The organism is Nocardiopsis sp. LDBS0036 (assembly GCF_041228755.1).
GTDB classification, from domain to species: domain Bacteria; phylum Actinomycetota; class Actinomycetes; order Streptosporangiales; family Streptosporangiaceae; genus Nocardiopsis; species Nocardiopsis dassonvillei.
The window spans coordinates 1,302,602-1,322,527 of the sequence record NZ_CP141103.1; the positions used below are offsets into that span (position 1 = coordinate 1,302,602).

Annotated in this window: 19 protein-coding genes; 12 read left to right on the top strand and 7 right to left on the bottom strand. The window is 73.8% G+C overall.

Annotated elements, in window-relative coordinates; all coding sequences use genetic code 11:
• Positions 1-4: 4 nt before the first annotated feature.
• The gene (locus tag UIS43_RS05495) at positions 5-1,138 is read right to left on the bottom strand and encodes an NAD(P)/FAD-dependent oxidoreductase (RefSeq protein ID WP_370012633.1); all 1,134 of its coding nucleotides are present in this window, start codon (positions 1,136-1,138) and stop codon (positions 5-7) included.
• Between the two features lie 72 nt (positions 1,139-1,210).
• On the opposite strand from UIS43_RS05495, the gene UIS43_RS05500 reads away from it, so the two are divergent.
• The 7 genes from UIS43_RS05500 (at position 1,211) to UIS43_RS05530 (ending at position 5,935) form a co-directional block, all read left to right on the top strand.
• Positions 1,211-2,143: a MurR/RpiR family transcriptional regulator gene (locus tag UIS43_RS05500; protein ID WP_013153401.1), complete on the top strand. Its 933-nt coding sequence runs from the start codon at positions 1,211-1,213 to the stop codon at positions 2,141-2,143.
• Between the two features lie 87 nt (positions 2,144-2,230).
• Positions 2,231-3,034 (top strand): SAM-dependent methyltransferase, encoded by an 804-nt coding sequence (locus tag UIS43_RS05505; protein WP_071622195.1) that lies wholly within the window; start codon positions 2,231-2,233, stop codon positions 3,032-3,034.
• Positions 3,035-3,340: 306 nt separating this feature from the next.
• Positions 3,341-3,583 (top strand): hypothetical protein, encoded by a 243-nt coding sequence (locus tag UIS43_RS05510; RefSeq protein WP_117199197.1) that lies wholly within the window; start codon positions 3,341-3,343, stop codon positions 3,581-3,583.
• On the top strand, positions 3,555-4,082 hold the full coding sequence (locus UIS43_RS05515) for a DUF6879 family protein (protein WP_358170698.1): 528 nt from the start codon (positions 3,555-3,557) through the stop codon (positions 4,080-4,082). Before UIS43_RS05510 ends, UIS43_RS05515 begins: the two co-directional genes overlap by 29 nt.
• Positions 4,083-4,107: 25 nt before the next feature.
• The gene (locus tag UIS43_RS05520) at positions 4,108-4,956 is read left to right on the top strand and encodes a helix-turn-helix domain-containing protein (protein WP_370012634.1); all 849 of its coding nucleotides are present in this window, start codon (positions 4,108-4,110) and stop codon (positions 4,954-4,956) included.
• Positions 4,957-5,045: 89 nt separating this feature from the next.
• Positions 5,046-5,321, top strand: a complete 276-nt coding sequence (locus UIS43_RS05525; protein ID WP_013153406.1) for a hypothetical protein — start codon at positions 5,046-5,048, stop codon at positions 5,319-5,321.
• 2 nt (positions 5,322-5,323) lie between these two features.
• Complete coding sequence (locus tag UIS43_RS05530; RefSeq protein WP_358170692.1) at positions 5,324-5,935, top strand: hypothetical protein; 612 nt, start codon at positions 5,324-5,326, stop codon at positions 5,933-5,935.
• A 1,218-nt stretch (positions 5,936-7,153) separates the two neighbouring features.
• On the opposite strand, the gene UIS43_RS05535 is transcribed toward UIS43_RS05530, so the two are convergent.
• The 4 genes from UIS43_RS05535 to UIS43_RS05550 all read right to left on the bottom strand — a co-directional run bounded on the left by UIS43_RS05535 (position 7,154) and on the right by UIS43_RS05550 (position 12,929).
• The gene (locus tag UIS43_RS05535; RefSeq protein WP_013153408.1) at positions 7,154-8,662 is read right to left on the bottom strand and encodes a rhamnulokinase family protein; all 1,509 of its coding nucleotides are present in this window, start codon (positions 8,660-8,662) and stop codon (positions 7,154-7,156) included.
• Positions 8,659-10,755 carry a bifunctional aldolase/short-chain dehydrogenase gene (locus tag UIS43_RS05540; RefSeq protein WP_358456370.1) on the bottom strand — a complete coding sequence of 699 codons (2,097 nt, stop codon included), beginning with the start codon at positions 10,753-10,755 and terminating at the stop codon, positions 8,659-8,661. Before UIS43_RS05540 ends, UIS43_RS05535 begins: the two co-directional genes overlap by 4 nt.
• Positions 10,743-11,921, bottom strand: a complete 1,179-nt coding sequence (rhaI, locus tag UIS43_RS05545) for an L-rhamnose isomerase (RefSeq protein ID WP_013153410.1) — start codon at positions 11,919-11,921, stop codon at positions 10,743-10,745. The genes UIS43_RS05540 and rhaI overlap by 13 nt, the downstream gene beginning before the upstream one ends.
• A 411-nt stretch (positions 11,922-12,332) precedes the next feature.
• Positions 12,333-12,929, bottom strand: coding sequence for a LysE/ArgO family amino acid transporter (locus tag UIS43_RS05550; protein ID WP_370013230.1), 597 nt, complete (start codon positions 12,927-12,929; stop codon positions 12,333-12,335).
• A gap of 96 nt (positions 12,930-13,025) precedes the next feature.
• Between UIS43_RS05550 and UIS43_RS05555 the strand changes: the two genes are divergently transcribed.
• Together UIS43_RS05555 and UIS43_RS05560 are read left to right on the top strand one after the other, a co-directional pair.
• Positions 13,026-13,922, top strand: a complete 897-nt coding sequence (locus UIS43_RS05555) for a LysR family transcriptional regulator ArgP (RefSeq protein WP_013153412.1) — start codon at positions 13,026-13,028, stop codon at positions 13,920-13,922.
• 260 nt (positions 13,923-14,182) lie between these two features.
• Complete coding sequence (locus UIS43_RS05560) at positions 14,183-15,049, top strand: TIGR03620 family F420-dependent LLM class oxidoreductase (RefSeq protein WP_013153413.1); 867 nt, start codon at positions 14,183-14,185, stop codon at positions 15,047-15,049.
• A 134-nt stretch (positions 15,050-15,183) separates the two neighbouring features.
• Here the strand turns inward: UIS43_RS05560 and UIS43_RS05565 are convergent, their stop codons facing one another.
• Complete coding sequence (locus tag UIS43_RS05565) at positions 15,184-16,092, bottom strand: serine hydrolase (RefSeq protein ID WP_013153414.1); 909 nt, start codon at positions 16,090-16,092, stop codon at positions 15,184-15,186.
• Positions 16,089-17,033, bottom strand: a complete 945-nt coding sequence (locus tag UIS43_RS05570; RefSeq protein ID WP_370012635.1) for a LysR family transcriptional regulator — start codon at positions 17,031-17,033, stop codon at positions 16,089-16,091. Before UIS43_RS05570 ends, UIS43_RS05565 begins: the two co-directional genes overlap by 4 nt.
• 208 nt (positions 17,034-17,241) lie before the next feature.
• Between UIS43_RS05570 and bla (UIS43_RS05575) the strand changes: the two genes are divergently transcribed.
• The 3 genes from bla (UIS43_RS05575) to UIS43_RS05585 all read left to right on the top strand — a co-directional run bounded on the left by bla (UIS43_RS05575) (position 17,242) and on the right by UIS43_RS05585 (position 19,886).
• Positions 17,242-18,159, top strand: coding sequence for a class A beta-lactamase (gene bla, locus UIS43_RS05575; RefSeq protein WP_013153416.1), 918 nt, complete (start codon positions 17,242-17,244; stop codon positions 18,157-18,159).
• 62 nt (positions 18,160-18,221) lie between these two features.
• Entirely contained in the window at positions 18,222-19,175 is a 954-nt protein-coding gene (gene bla / locus UIS43_RS05580) for a class A beta-lactamase (RefSeq protein ID WP_013153417.1), read from the top strand.
• 360 nt (positions 19,176-19,535) lie between these two features.
• Positions 19,536-19,886 (top strand): DUF3817 domain-containing protein, encoded by a 351-nt coding sequence (locus UIS43_RS05585; protein ID WP_071622199.1) that lies wholly within the window; start codon positions 19,536-19,538, stop codon positions 19,884-19,886.
• Positions 19,887-19,926: the final 40 nt, after the last annotated feature.

Genomic DNA, 19,926 nt, shown 5'->3' on the forward strand with positions numbered 1-19,926 from the left:
TGGGTTAGAACCTCGCGAACGAGAAGGGGGCGAGGTTGTCGGGGCGCGCGCCGGTGCGCGCCCAGAACGCGAGCGACTCGGCCACCGCCGGTGCGATGGCGAAGCCGTGCCCGGTCCAGCCGGTGCCGACCAGAGCGTTGGCGGTCCCGGGGATCCGGTCGATGACGGGGATCTCGTCGGCGCTGCACGACTCCGGCCGGGAGGCGTCGGCCAGGTCGAGTTCGGCGTCGTCGAGGTCGGCGTAGACCTCCGCGGCGGCCCGCATGTTGCCGCGCACGTTCTCCTCCACGGTCCGGCCCCGGCCGCTGTCGGCGTCCCAGCGGCCGCGCCACCCGCCGCTCACCATGACGGCGCCGTCGGGCAGCGGCTTCAGCGACAGCGAGCGGTGGTCGTGGCCGACGAGGTGGGTCAGGGGCGGGGTGGAACGGGGGGTCAGCCGCAGCGCCTGCGGCAGGATCCGCCACACCGGCAGCTCCACGTCGAACTGCGTGCGCAGCAGGTCGGCGGCCCCGGCGTTGTTGAGCACCAGCAGCGCCTCCCCCACCTCGTGGCGCTCCCCGCGCGCGGTGCGCACGGCGGTGACGCGGTCCCCGGAGCGCTCGACGGCGGTGACCGGGCTGTGCTCGGCGATCACGGCGCCGCGCCCGCGCGCCGCGTCGGCGAACGCCCTGGTCGTGGCGGTGTGGTCGGCGGTGCCGTCGAGGGGGCAGTACAGCGCCGCCCGCACGGACTCCGAGACACCGGGTTCCCGTGCCAGGACGCCGTCGCGGTCGAGCACCTCGGTGGGCACGCCCAGGCGCCGCTGCACCGCCGCGTGGGTGTGCGCGGCGACCAGCCCGCCCCTGGTACCGGTGGTCTCCTGCTCGATGAGGAACATCCCACCCGTGCGCTGGTAGCCCGTGGCCGCGCCCAGGCGCCGGTCGAGCGTGGGCCAGATACGGTAGGCGGCCCGCATCAGCGGCAGTTCGCGCAGGTCGCGCCGGTTGGCGCGCACGCCCCGGCGGCCGAAGCCGCCCGAGGCCCCCGAGGCCACCTCGCGGGCCTCCAGGAGCAGGACGTCCGCCCCGGCCTCGGCGAGCTGCCACGCGGTGGCGCAGCCGTGCACTCCGCCCCCGATAATCACAAACTGGTAAGTCATCGGCCACTCCCTCACTGTGTGGTCGGTCTCACGGGAGCGTAGTTTTAACTACATGGTTAGGTCAATGACGAAATGAAAACTTCACCAGAGGAGGGCGGCGGGTTCCGCGAGCGGGTGGGCGCCCGGCTCGACTCGCTCTCCCCCCGCGAGCGCGCGGTCACCGACTTCCTGCTCGACCGCCCCTCGGAGGCCGTGACCGCGTCGGCCGCCGAACTGGCCTCCCGCACGGGCACCAGCGACGCCACCGTCGTGCGCACGGCCCGGTCGCTGGGCTACGGCGGCCTGCGCGAACTCAAGCGCGCGGTCATGGACATGCTCACCACCCGGCGCGACCCCGCCCTGGTCCTGGACCAGCGATTGGAGCGCCTCAGCGGCACGCGCGTGTTCGACCAGGTCCTCGCCGACAGCGTCGACCTGCTGCGGGGGCTGCCCGAGGTCCTCGACGCCGGGGCCTTCGACACCGCGGTCCGCCTGGTCGAGGCGGCCGGGCGCACCGTCGCCTACGGCATCGGACCGGCCTCGGCGACCGCCCGCTACTTCGCGGTCGAACTGGGCCGGATGGGCCGCCGGTGCACCGTCCTGGAGGCGACCGGGTTCCGGCTCGCCGACGACCTGCTGGGCATCGGCGGCGACGACGCCGTGGTGGTCTTCGCGCCGCTGCGGCTCTTCCGGGAGATCGACGCCCTCCTGGACCACGCGGCCGAGGTCGGGGCGCCCGTCGTCGTGGTCACCGAGGCCGTGGGCGAGGCCGTCCGCGAACGGGTCGAGGCGGTCCTGACCACCCCGCCCTCCACCTCGGGCGCCGCGAGCGAGAACCTCGCGAGCTGGCTGGTGGCCCACGCCCTCACCATGGAGCTGGCCGCCCGCGACCGCACCGGATCGGTCGCGGCCCACCAGCGCCTCAACCGCCTGCGCCGCGCCGTGGCCGGTGCCGAGATCGACACCGACGTCACCGGCAGCGGCGGCACCGCGGAGGGGTCGGATGGAGCGCGACGCCCTTCATGACGGGATTTTTCGGGTTGCGGGCGGGTCATGGGACGCATGAGACTGCGCGTACCGCTTGTCGCGGCCCGCCCCACCCGAGAGGCCACCATGACGGACATCCCCATCGACACCGGCGTCGCGCACACCGCGCGGGTGCGGGACTACTGGCTCGGCGGCAGGGACAACTACCCGGTGGACCGCGAGATGGGCGACGCCGTCGCGGGGCTGGCGCCCCAGGTCGTCGAGGCCGTCCGGGGGGACCGGCTCTTCCTGCGCCGCGCGGTGGGCCACCTGGCCCGGGAGGAGGGCGTCCGCCAGTTCCTCGACCTCGGCGCCGGACTGCCCGCCGCCGGCAACACCCACGAGGTGGCGCGGGCGCACGCCCCGGACGCGCGCGTGGTCTACGTGGACGACGACCCCATGGTCCTGGCGCACGCGCGCGCCCTGCTGGTGGGCACCGACCAGAAGCGGGCCCGGTACGTGGGGGCGGACCTGCGCGACACCGACCGGGTGCTGGAGAGCGCCAGCGCGACCCTCGACCTGGACCGCCCGGTCGCGCTGTCCCTGCTGGGGACGATGGGCCACTTCGGCGACCTGGAGGAGGCCCTGGGCATCGTGCGCGCCTACACGGACGCGCTGGCGCCGGGCAGTTTCCTGGCCGTGTGCGACGGCGTCCTCGCCCACGTGGAGGCCGTCACCGACGAGCGCGCGCTGGCGGCGCTCCGGCGCTGGCGGGAGAGCGTCGCGCGGCCCTACCACACGCGCACGGTGGAGGACTTCACCCGCTTCTTCGACGGGTTGGCGCTGGTCGAACCCGGGGTCGTCTGCGTCACCCGGTGGCGGCCCGAGCCGGTCGAGGTCGGAAGGGCGCGCGACATCCCCGAGTACTGCGGCCTGGCCCGCAAGGGCTGAGGCGCGGCACCGGCGCCCGCCAGCGGCGTCTACGGGGTCTCGGCGCCGCTCCGTTCGGCGCGTACGCCTCCACCGCGTCCATGCGCCTCTTTCCGCCGCTGACTGTCCCCGCATGGGAGTCATGTCCCCGACCGCGGGCCCGGTTCGCCCTGGATCGAGCACGTTCGCGGGCGGCGGTGCCACCGCTTTCTTGCGACACCCCTTCGCGCACCGCACTGTCCGTAACCGGTAACGAACTTGACACGTATGGTGATGGCACGGGATGTTCGCGCAACCGGATGCAACCAGCCCGAGAGGAAAGCATCCATGGCACTGCGCTATTTCGGCAAGGACCCGGAATCAGACACGAAGGGCTCACCGACGGTCTTCGTCGATGAGGTCACAGCCGACCTGGTCATCCAGGGATGGAAGGCCAGCGAAGAAACCCTGACCGAGTGCCGGGAAGTCGGCACCGTCCCCGACCACGAAGCGGTCGTGCGTGTTCCCGCCCGTATGGTCACGATCCTGAGGGAGGCCTGCGATGACGCGGAACGCGCCCACCTTCGATGACCTGCTCGACTCCTGCCAGGAGTCCGCGATCCACCTGGAACTGCGCGACGTCTACGGTGTGGCCGACGAGGTCGCGGGCTTCGAGGAGTGGAAGCGCGTCGGGCACCGCGGCGACTGGAACGACCGCGAGTCCTGGTGGGCCCCCTTCTACCAGGCGGTCGCCGACGCCACGGCACGAGGCGTCACCGTGCGTCGGGCGCGGGTGGTCTCGATGCCGGTGACGGACTACATCCGTTTCGAGCACGCGGGCACCCAGGGAAACATCATCGCGGGAGAACACGTACGCTGGCTCCCACGCCGCCAGGCGACCGACATAGCGTTCCCCGGCAACGACTTCTGGCTCTTCGACGGACGCATCGTCCATGTCAACCACTTCACGGGAGACGGGCGGTGGCTTGAGCAGGAAGTCACCGAAGACCCGGAGTTGGCCAAGCTGTGCTCCTCGGCCTTCGAGGCCGTCTGGGAACGCGCCGTCCCCCACGCCGACTTCCGCGTCTGACCCCTAGAACACCGGATACCAGTTCGTGCGCTCCTCTTCCAAGTCCAGTGCCCGAGCGGCCCGCGAGGCCGTCGCCTCACGGTTGAGAGAAATCCGCCTGGACGCCGGGCTGACGGGGGCCGAACTGGCTTCCCGGACTGGTTGGCACAAGTCGAAGTCCTCGCGCATCGAGAACGCGAAGACACCGCCCTCCGACGCCGACGTCAGGGCCTGGTGCAGGGCCTGTGGAGCGGACGAGCAGGCGGAGGACCTGGTCTCCGCGTCACGGAACGCCGAGTCGCTGTACGTGGAGTGGAGGCGCAAGCAGCGCGCCGGGCTCCGGCACCTCCAGGAGTCCTATGTTCCGCTGTACGAGCAGACCGGGCTCTTTCGGATCTACACCCCCAACGTGATCCCCGGATTCCTCCAGACCCCCGGTTACACCACCGCGCTCTTCACCGCCATCACCGATCTCGACGGTGACGACGAGGACATCGACGCGGCAGTGGACGCCCGGATGGACCGCTCACGCATCCTCAGGCGGGGTGGTCACCGGTTCTCGATGCTGCTCGAGGAGTCCGTTCTGCGGTATCGCATGGGAACTCCCGAAGTGATGGCCGGACAGCTCGGACATGTGCTGTCCGTCATGTCCCTGCCCAATGTCTCCGTGGGAGTCATCCCCTTCTCCACACGGCGTCTCGTGCTGCCGCTCGAAGCGTTCACCGTCTACGACGACAGCCTCGTCCGGGTCGAACTCACCACCGCGGAACTCACCATCGAGGCCCCGGCCGAGGTGGCGACGTACACGAGGGCGTTCGGCCGCCTCCAGAGGCTCGCCGTCTACGGACACAAGGCCCGAGCGCTGATCACCTCGGCGATCGGTGCGCTCGACTAGTTTCCGTGCAACTTCGTGCAACCTGCTGGGTTCCCGTAGGGCACTCTCTGTAGCGTTCGATCAGTCCCCGACGCAGATCGGACACTCCCGTGCAGAGTCCTCCCCCACCCGGCGAACCCCCGGTCGATCACGCCGAAGCCGCGCTCCTCGCCCTGCGCAGGTACTACGGCGACCGCTACGCCATCCACCACAACGGCGACCTGTGGGTGGCCACCGACAGGTCGCCCTCCGGCCTGACGGCTCCCACCGTCATCGAGCCGACGCTGGAGGCGTTCGTGGCCGCGCTGGAAGCTCCGGGACAGCGCTTCGGAAGACCGTTCCCGCCCGGCCCCCCGTGCTCCTCGCCCTTCCCCGAAAGAGGCTGAGAATGGCGGACCGCTCCCCTTGCAACGGAACGGGCAGGGTCATCGCCGGAGGCGACGGCAGCGGCCCCTGGTCCGACGAGGAGGTCATCGACTGCCCGCCGTGCAACGGGACCGGTGGCGCCGCCGGATACGCGGAGGATGCGCCCTACGACGCGGTCATCGCCACCTGGGCCGTGGTCGAGGTCCCCCGCGCGTGGACCGGGCAGCCCCGGTCCGGAGGCGTGGTCGTCACGCCCCGGGCGCCGACGGCCGGCCTTCCCGGGGGCGCCATGGCCCGGCTCGTGGTGTCGGAGGAGGGTTGCGCGCAGGGGCGCTTCGCGGGCGACGCCGGCTTCATGACGTCGCGCGACCAGCGCGCCCGGTACGGCGCTCCGCACGACCCGCACGGCACGGCCGAGCGCGCGTGGAACCGCGGCGGGGACGCGCGCGAGGTGGTCACGGGCGGGGCCGGTCCGCAGTTGGCGCTCATGGTGCCCGGGATCCGGATCGGCATGCGCGCGGTGCGGTGCGAAGCCGAACCGTGCGTGTGGCTCTCGGCGCTGGACTCCCCGTCGTGGGCGCGGCCGTACGCGGACGGCCGGGTGGGAACAGGGCGGCCCGCGGCCGGCGGGTGAGGAGGTCATCGCGGCGCACGACCACTGGACGGCGCGGGGCTGCCCGGATCTGACGGAGTACGGACTCACCGTGACGGCTTCGGGTGAGCACACGGCCCGGCTCGGCGATCCCTCCGGGCCGCGCTGGCCGCACCGCTCCGCCACGGAGCCCGCTTCGGCATGACCCGGAACGCGTGGGACCGGTGCTCGCGGAGAGCACCAGTCCCGCCTGTCCTCTGGAGCCGCTGAAGCCGCACGAGTTCGGCGCGGTTCCGCGCGTACGCCTCCACCGCGTCCATGTGCCTCTTTCCGCCGCTGCCTGCCCCGCCTGGGTGATGTCTTCCCGGCCACAGGACCGTTTCGTCCTGGATCGAGCACGTTCACGGGCGGCGGCGCCACCCCTTTGTCCCGGCACCTGTTCGCACACCGTACTGTCCGTAACCGGTCGCGGACCTGACACGTGCCGGGGAAGGCGGTACCGGTTCCCGTGCGGGTCCCGGATCGCGGAGGAGGCGCAGGAACGGGCCCCGTCGGCTTCGGAGCCGGTGAGCGCGGTCCGGACGGCGGCCCGGAAAGCGTCGTAGGCCGCACCTAGAGTCGTCCTCGACCGCACGGCACACGATGCACTGTCTTCCCTGGGGTTTCAGCGGTGATCACACGGGCACCTTGCAGAGACATCGGGTCGTCGGTGCGGAGGGCGCAGCGGCCGGAGTGAGCGATCAACGGCCACGGCCGTCCGGGGAAAAGGGGAGCGGGGGAACATGACGCTGGCGATTTTCGTAGCGGTTGCGGTCACGGTAGCGGTGGTCGTGGACACCCTGGTCCCGATGGGGTCCAGAAGCGGACTGGGGGTCCGCAGGGGTGCGGCGCGCAGGGCACTCACGGCCCTGCGGCGGAGCCCCCAGCCCTCCCCCGCGCCCGTGCGGGCCGTGAACGTGACGGAGACCCCCGCCAGCCGGGCACCGGAGCCGAGGCGGGAGACCGAACCGGCCGGGCGGGGCCTCACGGTCACGCCGACTCGCGGGCGCCGCGCCTGGAACGGCAGCCCCGCGCGAACGGGCCGACCGCGCCGCGCCGCCGCGAAGGCCTCCCTCACCTGACAGCTGACCGGACGGGGTCGGTGCTCGCACGCGAGCACCGACCCCGTCGTCCTGTGCGGGCTTCCCCGGCTCTGGCCGCACAGCCCGGCGCCCGGTCGCCCACACGGCGGCCCCTCCGACCTTGGCGGCGGGCCCGGTCTCAGCCGTGGAGCAGACGCTCGGCGGCCTCCCACGGGGTCCGCGGCCCGCTCGGGCGGTACCGTCCGACCTCGGTGGAGTCGGCCACGATCCGGCGCAGGTCGGCCAGGCCGCCCTCCACCGCCCCGACCGCGCGGGCCTGCACCAGCAGGTTGCCGACCGCCGCCCCCTCGGCGGGTCCGGCGACCACCTCCAGCCCGACCGCGTCCGCGGTGAGCTGGCACAGCAGCGCGTTGCGCGAGCCCCCGCCGACCACGTGGACCACCTCCACGTCCGTCCCGCTCAACTCGGCGGCCTGGCGCACCGCCCGGCGGTAGGCCAGCGCCAGGGAGTCCACCACGCACCGCGCCACCTCGGCGTCGCCCTCCGGCGGGCGCTGCCCGGTCTCGGCGGCGAACGCGGCGATCCGCGCGGGCATGTCCCCCGGCGGCAGGAACCGGGGGTCGTCCACGTCCACCACGCACGACAGCGCGGGCACGCGGGCGGTCCGCGCCAGCAGGTCGGCCAGGTCCACCTCCCGCCCCCGCTCCCGCCAGGTGCGCAGCGACTCCTGGAGCAGCCATAGTCCGGCGACGTTGCGCAGGTAGCGCACCGTGCCGTCCACGCCCAGCTCGTTGGTGAAGTTGGCCGCCCGGCTGGCCTCGGTGCGCACCGGGGCGTCCAGCTCCACGCCCACCAGCGACCACGTCCCCGAGGAGACGTAGGCGAAGCGGCGCGTGGCCGCGGGCACGGCCACCACCGCGGAGGCGGTGTCGTGCGAGCCCACCGCCACCAGCGGCGCGCCCGCCGCCGCGCCGAGGCCCGCACCGGGTTCCGGGCCGCGCCGGAGGGCGCCGACGACGGTTCCGGGTTCGACCAGACCGGGCAGCAGGTCCCGCGCCGCGACCCCGAAGCCCGTCTCCAGCAGGTCCAGGCAGGCGTCGGCCCAGCGGCGTTCGCGCACGTCGACCAGGCCGGTGGTGGAGGCGTTGGTCAGCTCCGCGACCCGCTCGCCCGTCAGCCAGTACCCGAGTAGGTCGGGCACGAGCAGCAGATCGCGGGCCGCGGCCAGCTGGGCGCCGCCGGAGGCGGCTGCGAGCTGGAACACCGTGTTGAACGGCTGCACCTGCAACCCGTTGACCGCGTACATCCGCTCGGCGGGCAGGTGCGCGAACACCCGCTCGGGCACCCCGTCGGTGCGCCCGTCGCGGTAGTGCACGGGGTTGCCGAGCAGGGCGCCGTCGGCGTCGAGCAGCCCGTAGTCCACCGCCCAGGAGTCCACGCCGACCGAGGCCAGGCCGTGGGGTCCGGCGGCCCGGCGAAGCCCCTCGACCACGCCCGCGTACAGGGACAGCACGTCCCAGTGCAGGCCGGCGCGGCTTCCCGCGGGCACGGTGACCGGCCCGTTGGGGAAGCGGGCGACCTCCTCGGTGCGCAGCCGCCCGTCCTCGACCCGCCCGGCGATGACCCGGCCGCTGGAGGCGCCCAGGTCGACGGCGGCGTGGACGGCGCCCCCTCCGGCGGCGCTCATCGCAGGAAGGCCGCGGCGACGCCGCTGTCCACGGGGATGTGCAGGCCGGTGGTGTGCGACAGCTCGCCCGCGGTCAGCGCGAACACCGCGTTGGCCACGTGCTCGGGCAGCACCTCGCGGCCCAGGATGGTGCGCTGGGCGTAGAACGCGCCCAGGTCCTCCTCCCTGACCCCGTACACCTTGGCCCGCTGGGCGCCCCAGCCCCCGGCGAAGATGCCCGAGCCGCGCACCACCCCGTCGGGGTTGACGCCGTTGACCCGGATTCCCTCGCCGCCCAGTTCGGCGGCCAGCAGCCGCACCTGGTGGGCCTGGTCGGCCTTGACCGCGGAGTAGGCGACGTTGTTGGGACCGGCGAACACGGCGTTCTTGGAGGCGATGTAGACGATGTCGCCGCCCATGCCCTGGGCGGTCATCGTCCTGGCCGCCTCGCGCGAGACCAGGAAGGACCCCTTGGCCATGACGTCGTGCTGAAGGTCCCAGTCGCGCTCGGTGGTCTCCAGCAGCGGTTTGGAGATGGACAGCCCGGCGTTGTTGACCACCAGGTCCACGCCGCCGAAGGCCAGGGCCGCCGCGGCGAAGGCGCGGGCCACCGCGTCCGCGTCGCTGACGTCGCAGGCCACGCCCACGGCCGTGTCGGAGCCGCCCAGTTCGGCCGCGGCGGCGGCCGCCCTGTCGGCGTCCAGGTCGGCCACGACCACGCAGGCGCCCTCGCGCGCCAGGCGGGCGGCGATGGCCTTGCCGATACCGCTGGCCGCGCCCGTGACCAGGGCGACCCGGGCGGCGAGCGGCTTGGGCTCGGGCAGGCGGGCGAGCTTGGCCTCCTCCAGCGCCCAGTACTCGATGCGGAACTTCTCCGACTCCTCGATGGGCCGGTAGGTGGAGACGGACTCGGCGCCGCGCATCACGTTGATCGCGTTGACGTAGAATTCGCCCGCCACGCGCGCGGTCTTGGCGTCCTTGCCGAAGGAGAACATGCCCACCCCGGGGACCAGCACGATCGCCGGGTCGGCGCCGCGCATGGCGGGGCTGTCGGCGTCGGCGTGGCGCTCGTAGTAGGCGCGGTACTCGGCCCGGTACTCCCCGTGCAGTTCGCGCAGGCGCTCCACGGCCCGCTCCAGCGGGGCGTCGGCGGGCAGGTCGAGCACCAGGGGCCGGACCTTGGTGCGCAGGAAGTGGTCGGGGCAGGAGGTCCCCAGCGCGGCCAGGCGGGGGTGCTCGGCCCCGGCCAGGAAGTCCAGGACCACGTCGCTGTCGGTGAAGCGGCCCACCTGGGGGTGGTCGGTGGAGGCCAGCCCGCGGATGACCGGGGCCAGGGCGGCGGCGCGCTGGCGGCGCTCGGCCTCGGGCAGGGCGCCGTAGCCCTCCAGGACGGGGCCGAAGGGCTCGGGGCGGCCGTTCTCCTCCAAGAACCCCTCGGCGGTGCGGATGATCTCCAGGGAGTTGGCCTGGCACTGCTCGCTGGTCTCGGCCCAGGCGGTGATGCCGTGGCCGCCCAGGATCGCGCCGATGGCGTCGGGGTTCTCCTCGGCGATACGGGCGATGTCCAGGCCGAGCTGGAACCCGGGACGGCGCCAGGGCACCCACACCACGCGGTCGCCGAAGCACTCGCGGGTCAGGCGTTCGCCGTCCGCGGCGGTGGCCAGGGCGATGCCGGAGTCGGGGTGCAGGTGGTCCACGTGCGCGGCGCGCAGCAGGCCGTGCATGGCGGTGTCGATGGAGGGCGCGGCGCCGCCCCTGCCGAACAGGCAGTGGTCGAAGGCGGCGACCATCTCGTCCTCGCGGTCCTCGCCGGGGTAGACGTCCACGAGGGCGCGCAGGCGGTCCAGGCGCAGCACGGCCAGGCCGTCCTCGGTGAGGGTGCCCAGGTCGCCGCCGGAGCCCTTGACCCAGAGCAGGTCGACGTCCTGTCCGGTGACGGGGTCGGTGCGGGTGCCCGCGGCGGAGGTGTTGCCCCCGGCGAAGTTGGTGTTGCGCGGGTCGGCGCCGAGGGTGTTGCTACGGGCGAGGAGCTGTTCGACGACGTCGGACACGGGGTCTCCCTGTTCGGTGCTGCTGTGCTCTGGCGTGGACGGCGGCCGGTTCACGCGCCCCACCCGGCCTGGGCGCCGCCCCTGCGCTCCTCGGCGACGCGCTCGGCGTAGCCGGAGCGGGCGTGCGCGGCCATGGGGTCGGGGTCCAGGCCCTGGTCCCGGCGCAGGTCGGCGAGCAGGGGCCGCACGTCGGTGTTGTAGGCGTCCATCAGGGCGGCGTTGGCGGCCAGGACGTCGCCCTCGCGCTGGGCGGCGGCGAGCGCGTCGGCGTCCACGAGCAGGGCCTTGGCGGTGGCCTCCTGCACGTTCATGACCGAGCGGATCTGACCGGCGATCTTGGGTTCGATGTTGTGGCACTGGTCGAGCATGAACGCGACCCCGGTGTCGGCGGCCAGGCCGCCGCCGCGTACGACCTCGTACATGATGCGGAAGAGCTGGAAGGGGTCGGCGGCGCCGACCATGAGGTCGTCGTCGGCGTAGAAGCGCGAGTTGAAGTCGAAGGCGCCGAGCTTCCCGGCGCGCAGCAGGAACGCGACGATGAACTCGATGTTGGTGTGCGCGGCGTGGTGGCCGGTGTCCACGCAGACCACGGCCTTCTCCCCCAGCTCCAGGCAGTGGGCGTAGGCGGTGCCCCAGTCGGGGACGTCGGTGGCGTAGAAGGCGGGCTCGAAGAGCTTGTACTCCAGCAGCAGGCGCTGGTCGGGGCCGAGCCGGTCGTAGACCTCGGACAGGGCCTCAGCGAGGCGGTCCTGGCGGGCGCGCAGGTCGTCCTGGCCGGGGTAGTTGGTGCCGTCGGCGAACCACAGCTTGAGGTCGCGCGAGCCGGTGGCGTCCATGACGTCCACGCACTCCAGCAGGTGGTCGATCGCCTTGCGGCGCACGCCCGGGTCGGGGTTGGTGACGCTGCCGAGCCGGTAGTCGTCGTCCTGGAAGACGTTGGCGTTGATGGTGCCGACGCCGATGCCCAGGTCGCGCGCGTGGGCGGCGAGCGCGGCGTAGTCGTCGACCCGGTCCCAGGGGATGTGCAGGGCGACCGTGGGGGCGACCCCGGTGAGGCGGTGGACCTCGGCGGAGTCGGCGACCTTCTCCCAGGGGTCACGGGGGACGCCGGGCTGCGCGAACACCTTGAACCGGGTACCGGAGTTCCCGAAGGCCCAGGAGGGGAGTTCGATGTGCTGGCGTCGCAGGACGGCCAGGGCGTCCGCGCCGCGTTCGGGGAGTGCTGCCACGGTGGGGCTCCGTTCGGGGAGGGCGCGCCCGCCGGTACGACCGGCGAGAAGGCCCATTGAATCGTTTCACTCAGGCTGGGCTGAAACTACCGCCAGCTCTTCTCATGTGTCAAGGTTCACCCTATCTCTCGACTGGCCAGACGACCCTTCCTTACTTGAAACGTTTTATGGCCGGGGCGTACACGATCCCAGAGGGAGGCCCTCACCACGCCGCCCCGAACGACGCCTGCGGGGCTTCCCGGAGGGGCCCTGCGGGGACGGGCGGGGCGCCACCCGGCCCCGGACCGGCTGTCCGCCGAGGACGTCGGTCCGCGCGCGTGGTCTACGTGGACGACGACCCCATGGTCCCAGCGCACGCGCGGGCCACCGGGCTCCGCCGGGGTACGGCCGGCCCGGCGAAGGGGCGGCGACTCAGGCGCCGAGTGCCATGCGCACGCCCAGGGTGAGCATGACGGCGGCGATGAGCGCGTCCAGGACCCGCCAGGCGCCCGGGCGGGCGAAGACCGGGCGCAGCAGACGGGCGCCGAAGCCCAGCCCGAAGAACCACACGAGGCTGCCCGTGACCGCGCCCGCCGTCCACCACCAACGTGCGTCGCCGTCCTGCTGGTTGGCCAGGGAGCCCAGGAACACCACCGTGTCCAGGTACACGTGCGGGTTGAGCCAGGTGAGCACCAGCGCCGTGGTCACCGCGGCCCCGCGCCCGACGGAGGAACCGCCGCCGACCACGAGGGAGCCGGGGCGCAGGACGCGGCGCGCGGCGGACAGGCCGTAGACGACCAGGAAGCCCGCGCCCAGCAGGCGGACCGCGGCGACGGCGAGGGGCGCGGCCTCGACGACGACACCGACGCCGAGGACCCCGGCCGTGATCAGCACCGCGTCGGACAGGGCGCAGACCAGCACCACCGGCAGGACGGTGCCGGTGCGGCCCTCGATGCCGATCCGCAGGACGTGGGCGTTCTGGGCGCCGATGGCCACGATGAGCGCCAGCCCGGTACCGAGGCCGAGCATGGCGGGGAGAAGTGTCTCGTTCACCCCGGAACGCTAGGTCAGGCACCCGTGTGCAGTAAAGCTAAACTTTCTTAGGATCCATGAGGGAGGCTTAAGATGCCGTTCCAGTTCGACCATCTGCGCACCCTGACGACCCTGGTGGACGAGGGCACCTTCGATGCCGCCGCGCGGCGGCTGCACGTGACCGCCTCGGCGGTGTCCCAGCGGGTCCGGGCGATGGAGCAGACCGCGGGCCGTGTGCTGGTCCAGCGCACGAACCCCGTGCGGACCACCGCCGCCGGGGACGTGGTGCTGCGCTACGCCCGCCAGGTGCTGCTGCTGGACGAGGACGCCTCCGCGGAGCTGCGGCTGGGCGAGCGCGAGCGGGGCCGGGTGTCGGTGCCGCTGGCCGTCAACGCCGACAGCCTGGCCACCTGGTTCCTGGAGGCGCTGGCGGACCCGCCCGCCGACCTGGGCGCGGTGTTCGAGATCCACCGCGAGGACGAGGAGCACACCACCTCCCTGCTGCGTTCGGGGGCGGTGATGGCCGCCGTGACCTCCACCCCCGAGGCGGTCCAGGGGTGCACCGTGGCGGGGCTGGGCGCGATGCGCTACCACGCGGTGTGCAGCCCGGGCTTCGACCGGGAGCACCTCGGCGGCCGGGCGGACCCGGAGCTGCTCGCCCGGGCGCCGGTGGTCAACTTCGACCGCCGAGACGACCTCCAGGACCGGTTCCTGCGCGAGTCCCCCGGCGGTGAGCCCTGCGGCCCCCGGCACTACGTCCCGGCCTCGGAGGACTTCGCCCGGGCCGTCCTGCTCGGGTTCGGGTGGGGCGTGGTGCCCGAACCGCAGTGCTCGGAGCACATCGCCTCGGGGCGGCTCGTGGCCCTGGCCCCGGACCGCCCCGTGGACGTGCGCCTGTACTGGCAGCGGTGGAACCTGCGCTCCCCGGTCCTGGACCGGGTCTCGGAGGCCGTGCGCGCGGGCGCGGCCGAACGCCTGCACCCGCTGTGACCGGAATCCCCGCGCCGCGCGGGCGCCGTGGTCCGTCCCGGCGGCCGGGTCCTCGGCCCCGCACCGGGCGGGCGTCACGGAGCACGTCCCGGGGAGACGCGCCCGGTGCTCCGCGGAGAACGGGGCACGACGGCCCGGACGGCTCTCCTCCCCCCGCCCTGAGGCGCTCGTTCGGGGCGGGAGGTGGGTAGGTCCCCCCGTGTCCGTCCGGCGGGCCGCAGGGGGCGGCACGCCGACACCACCGTCAAGAAAGGCCCGACATGAGCCTGAACGCCACCGCCGTCGACCTGGGGACCTACGGAGTGTGGGTGACGAGGACCGACCTGACCGCCGACGCGGCCGCCGAGATCGAACGGCTGGGCTACGGAGCCGTCTGGGTCGGCGGCTCCCCCGGCGCAGATCTGGAGGAGGTGTCCACGGCGCTGGCCGCGACGTCGCGGATCGCGGTCGCGACGGGCATCGTCAACATCTGGACCGCGGACGCGGAGGCGCTGGCCGACTCCTTCCGCCGGATCGAGTCCGAGCACCCCGGCCGGTTCCTGCTCGGCATCGGCGCGGGCCACCGCGAGGCCAACGGCCCCGAGGCGGTCAGGCCCTTCGGCGCGGTGGTGGACTACCTGGACGCCCTCGACCGCGGCGGCGTGCCCGCGGACCGGCGCGTGGTCGCCGCCCTGGGGCCGCGGATGCTCGGCCTGTCCGCCGAGCGCTCCGCCGGAGCCCACCCCTACCTGGTCAACCCCGAGTTCACCCGCGGCGCGCGCGAGGCTCTGGGCCAGGGCCCGCTGCTGGCTCCCGAGCACAAGGTGGCCCTGGGAGAGGACCGCGAGCGGACCCGGCGCACCGCCAGGAGGGGGCTCAGCGTCTACGTCGACAACCGGCTGACCAACTACCTCGCCAACTTCCGGCGCCTGGGCTTCTCCGACGAGGACTTCGCCGACGGCGGCAGCGACGCGCTGGTGGACGCCATGGTCGCGCAGGGCGCGCCGGAGTCGGCGGCGGCGGAGCTGCGCGCGCACCTGGAGGCGGGCGCGGACCACGTCGCGGTGCAGCCGCTGGCCGAGGACGGCGACATCCTGCCGGTGCTGGCCCGGCTCGCCCCGGCCCTCGGGCTCGCCGCCCGGGGCTGAGGCCCGCCCCCATGGTCGGGCCGCACGCGTCGCCGGTGTGACCTGAGGGCCCTGGCCTGCGCCTTACAGCGGGGTTCGGGCACCGGCTTCGGCTACGGGTAGAGGATCACGGTGAAGGGGTGCGCCCTCGTCGGTCAGCGGACGCCCGCCCGCAGGTGGTCGCGCAGCTCCCGCGCCACGCGCGCCATGAGCGCCTCCGCCCCCGGCTGGTGGTAGGCGGGCACGCGCGACTCGGTGAGCACCGCGACGGCGAAGGCCTGGCCGTCGGCGTGCTCGACCACACCGATCTCGTGGCGCAGGTTGAGCAGGGTTCCGGTCTTGGACGACCACCGGGAGAGGTCGGAGGTGAAGTCGGGGGCCAGCCGGTGGCGCAGCAGGTTGTCGCCCATCAGCTCCCGCACCCGGGCGGCCACGTCCGGGTCGATCGCCCGGGGCCGCCACAGCGCCTCCAGCAGGTCGGCGAAGGCCCGGGCCGCCCCGGAGCTGGCCCGGGTGACGTCGAGCTGCTCGATGCGGTGCCCCCGTCCGGCGGTGCCCTCGCCGATGGCCAGCGAGTGCGCCAGGTGCGCGCCCTCGGGGCCGAGCCGGTCGGCGGGGGTGTCGCTGAGGCCGCGCATCGTGTGCCGGACGGTGATGCCGCGCAGCCCGGCCGCGCGCAGCGACGCGGCGACCCGCTCGGGAGGGGTGATCTCGAACAGGGCGTCGGTGGCGGCGTTGTCGCTCAGGCACATGCTGAGGTAGAGCAGGTCCTCGACGCTGACGCGGGCCGGGTGGCGGAACCGGCTCACCCCGGTGGGCCCCGGGGTGGTGATCCGGCCCGGCTGCACGAGGACCTGCTCAGCGCCGTCGATCTCCCCCGCGCGGATCCGTTCGAGCGTGGCGACGGCGAGCGGGACCTTGACCAGCGAGGCCGTCGAGAACTCCAGGTCGGGTTCGATGCCCAGTTCCTCGCCCGTACGCAGGTCACGTACGAGGAAGGAGCCCCGCAGTCCCCCCTCGTCGAGTTCGCGGCGCAGGTCGCGGACCAGGGCGGTGGCGCTCACGCGGGCTCCTGTCCGGGGTCGGGGCGTCCGAGCGGTTCGCGCCCGGACGGCTCGCCTCGGCTCTCCCCCGCCGGGGCGCCGAGGCACCGGGCGATCGCCCGTCCCAGGAGGGCGCGCAGCCGCTCCGCCTCGTCCCCGGTCTCGGCGGCCACCTCGTAGCCGCGGGCGAGGCGGACCTCGCCCGTGGGGCGCCAGTACAGCCCCAGGTCCTCTGCCTGGCGGGGCGAGCAGAGCAGGAGGTCCTCCGAAACCAGGACCTCGGCGGCGGCGGAGGCCAGGGAGGCGGCGAGGACCACCTGGCCGGGCCGCAGGCCCACGGCGTCGCGCAGGCGGTTGAGGGGGTCGCGCACGTGGGGGACGTCGTCCTCGGGCTGGAGCCAGACGCGGCGGCCGCGCGAGGACGAGCGGTCGCGGGGCAGGCGCAGGGTCTCCAGGTAGACGGCCCCGGCGCGCGGCTCCCCGGCGCCCGCCAGCCCCAGCGGGACCGTCCACGCGGCCTCGCCGGGCGGCACCCCCGCCAGGGCGGCGCGCACCTCGCGGGCGCCCAGCAGCTCGGTCCGCGCCGCGGGCGCGGCGGAGCGGAAGTCCAGGTGGATGCCCTCCTCGCGGGCCTCGGCGCCCAGGAGGGCGAGGTCGCGCGTGGCGCAGGTGTCGGGCACGGCCAGGCGCAGCGGACGCAGCGCCGCCCTCTCGGCGTCGTGCTCCATCTCCTCGGCCAGCCGGACCAGGCGCCTGGCCGAGGGCAGCATGTCGCGGCCGAACTGGGTGAGGGTGGCCCGGCGGGTGGAGCGGTCGAACAGGCGGGCGCCCAGGTGTCTCTCCAAGGCGGCGATGCGCCTGCTGGCGACCGGCTGGGGAATGCGCGCGGCGGCGGCTCCGAGGGTGAAGCTGCCCCTCTCGCTCACGTTCACGAACGCCTTGCAGGCGCCGACGAGGTCCATGGCCCTCATGGTATGCCGTTCTGGCATGGAAATGGTCGTTTCTGTCTTGGACAGCATCATTGCCAGCGGTCAGACTGCTGGTCGAGGCCGCCCGACAGGGCGGCGCGTGCGGGTTCCCGCACGGCTGACCGGGGGTCTTCCGTGTCCGGGCCGCCTTCGGCCCCGGACGAAGACCCGCGCACACCCAGGACAGGAAGAGCAGGCACACATGGTGTTCTCATCCCACCGGCGCACCGGACTCGCGGCCCTGGCCGCGGTCGTCCTCGTCCCCGCCACCGGCTGCGCGGCGGCCAACGGCGCCGCGACCCCCGAGGCGGAGCAGTCGGCCTCTCCGGCGGCCTCCGGCGGTCCCGCCCGGGAGTTCGAGCGGTTGGAGGAGGAGTTCGACGCGCGGCTGGGCGTCTACGCGGTGGACACCGGCAGCGGCGAGGAGGTCGAGCACCGGCCCGACGAGCGGTTCGCCTACGCCTCGACGCACAAGGCCCTGACCGCGGCGCTGGTGCTCCAGCAGAACACGCCCGAGGAGATGGAGGAGGTCGTCACCTTCACCGAGGAGGACCTGGTCGACTACTCGCCGGTCACCGAGCAGCACGTGGACACGGGCATGACGCTGATGGAGGTGGCCGACGCCGCCGTCCGCTACAGCGACAACACCGCCGCCAACCTGCTCTTCGAGGAGCTGGGCGGACCGGACGCGTTCGAGGACGAACTGGAGGCGATCGGCGACGACGTCACCGACCCGGAGCGGATCGAGACCGAACTGAACGACTGGACCCCCGGGGACACCAGCGACACGAGCACGCCCCGCGCCATGGCGGGGAACCTGCGCGAGTTCACCCTCGGCGACGCCCTGCCCGAGGACCGGCGCGAGGTGCTCAACGACCTGCTCGTCAACAACACCACCGGCGACGCGCTGATCCGCGCCGGGGTGCCCGAGGACTGGAGGGTCGGCGACAAGACGGGCGCCGGAAGCCACGGCACGCGCAACGACATCGCCGTCATCTGGCCCCCGGAGGGCGACCCCATCGTCCTCGCCGTCATGTCCAGCCGCGAGGCGGAGGACGCCGAGTACGACGACGCGCTGATCGCCCGGGCCGCCGAGATCGTCGCGGAGGAGCTGGGCTGACGGCGCTCCGTGCCGACCGGGCACGGAGACCGGACGTCCCCAGGACAGAAGGAGCAGGGAAGATGTTGCTTTCACCCCTACGGCGCACCGGACTCGCGGCCCTGGCCGCGGTCACCCTCGTTCCCGCCGCCGCCTGCGGGGCGGACGGTTCCGGACCGGCTCCGGGGACGGAGCCCTCGGCCGGGCCCTCCGCCGAGGGCTCGGCCGGGCGGTCGGCCCCGGCCGACCTCTCCGCCGGGTTCGCCGACGAGTTCGCGGACCTGGAGGAGGAGTTCGACGCGCGGCTGGGCGTCTACGCGGTGGACACGGGCAGCGGCGAGGAGGTCGCGCACCGCCCCGACGAGCGGTTCGCCTACTGCTCCACCCACAAGGCCTTCAGCGCGGCGCTGGTGCTCCAGCGGAACACGCCCGAGGAGATGGAGGAGGTCGTCACCTACGACGCCGACGACGTGTTCGGCCACTCACCGGTCACCGAACAGCACGTCGACACCGGGTTGCCCCTCATGGAGGTGGCCGACGCCGCCGTCCGCTACAGCGACAACACCGCCGCCAACCTGCTCTTCGACGAACTCGGCGGACCCGACGGGTTCGAGGGGGCGATGGAGGAGATGGGCGACGACGTGATCGAGGCCGACCGCGTCGAACCCGGCCTGAGCCGGTGGGCGCCCGGTGACACCCGGGACACGAGCACGCCGCGCGCCATGGCCGGGAGCCTGCGCGAGTTCGTCCTCGGCGACGCCCTGCCCGAGGACCGGCGCGAGGTGCTCACGCGGATGCTCGTCGACAACCTGACCGGGGACGAGCTGATCCGCGCCGGGGTGCCCGAGGGCTGGGAGGTCGGCGACAAGACGGGGAGCGGGAACTACGGCACGCGCAACGACATCGCCGTCATCTGGCCCCCGGAGGGCGACCCCATCGTCCTCGCCGTCATGTCCAGCCGCGACGAGGAGGACGCCGAGTACGACAACGCGCTGATCGCCGGGGCCGCCGAGGTCGTGGTGGAGGCCCTGGGCTGACGGCGCCGGGCTCGGTGCGACCCGGCTGAGGGGACTCGGCCGGGAGAGCCCGGTCGAAGGAGCCCCGCCGAAGGGGCCGGGGTCGGGCCCCCGCGGTCGGTCGCACGACCGCGGGGGCCCGCTGAGGACCCGGGGGCGCGCCCCCGGGTCCTCCGTCGCCTCCGGCCTGTGCCCACCGCCACGGGCCGGGCCGGAGAGGCCCGTCACCGGTGCGCGCGGAACTCCCGAACGTGTGCTCTCGCACCGCCCGCCCCGGATCCGGCCACTCGAAAACGTGTCCTAGCCTGGGAGCGGTCCGGGCCCGGCGGGTGCCGGGAACCTCCCCCTCCTGTCCAGAACCGAGCGAGTCCGAGGAACAGCGTGAGCATCAGTCCCCGTGTCACAGCGATCGTCTTCCGCGTGGTGGCGATCATCGAGGCCCTGACCTGGATCGGCCTCCTGGGCGGCATGTACGTGAAGTACCTGGGCAGCGGCAGCGAGGCGGGCGTGCACCTCTTCGGCCCCCTGCACGGGGGCGCCTTCGTGCTCTACGTGGTGGTCACCCTGGCCGCCGCCCTGCACCTGCGCTGGAACCTGTGGGCGACCCTGGTGGCCCTGGCCGCCTCCGTGCCTCCCCTGGGCACCCTGGCCGCGGACTGGTGGCTGCACCGCACCGGGCGTCTGGCCCCCCGCGCCGAGGAGCGGGACCGCGCGCCCGAGCCCGTGGCCTGAACGCCCGGACTTCGCGGGGCCCGACGGGACTTCATCCTCC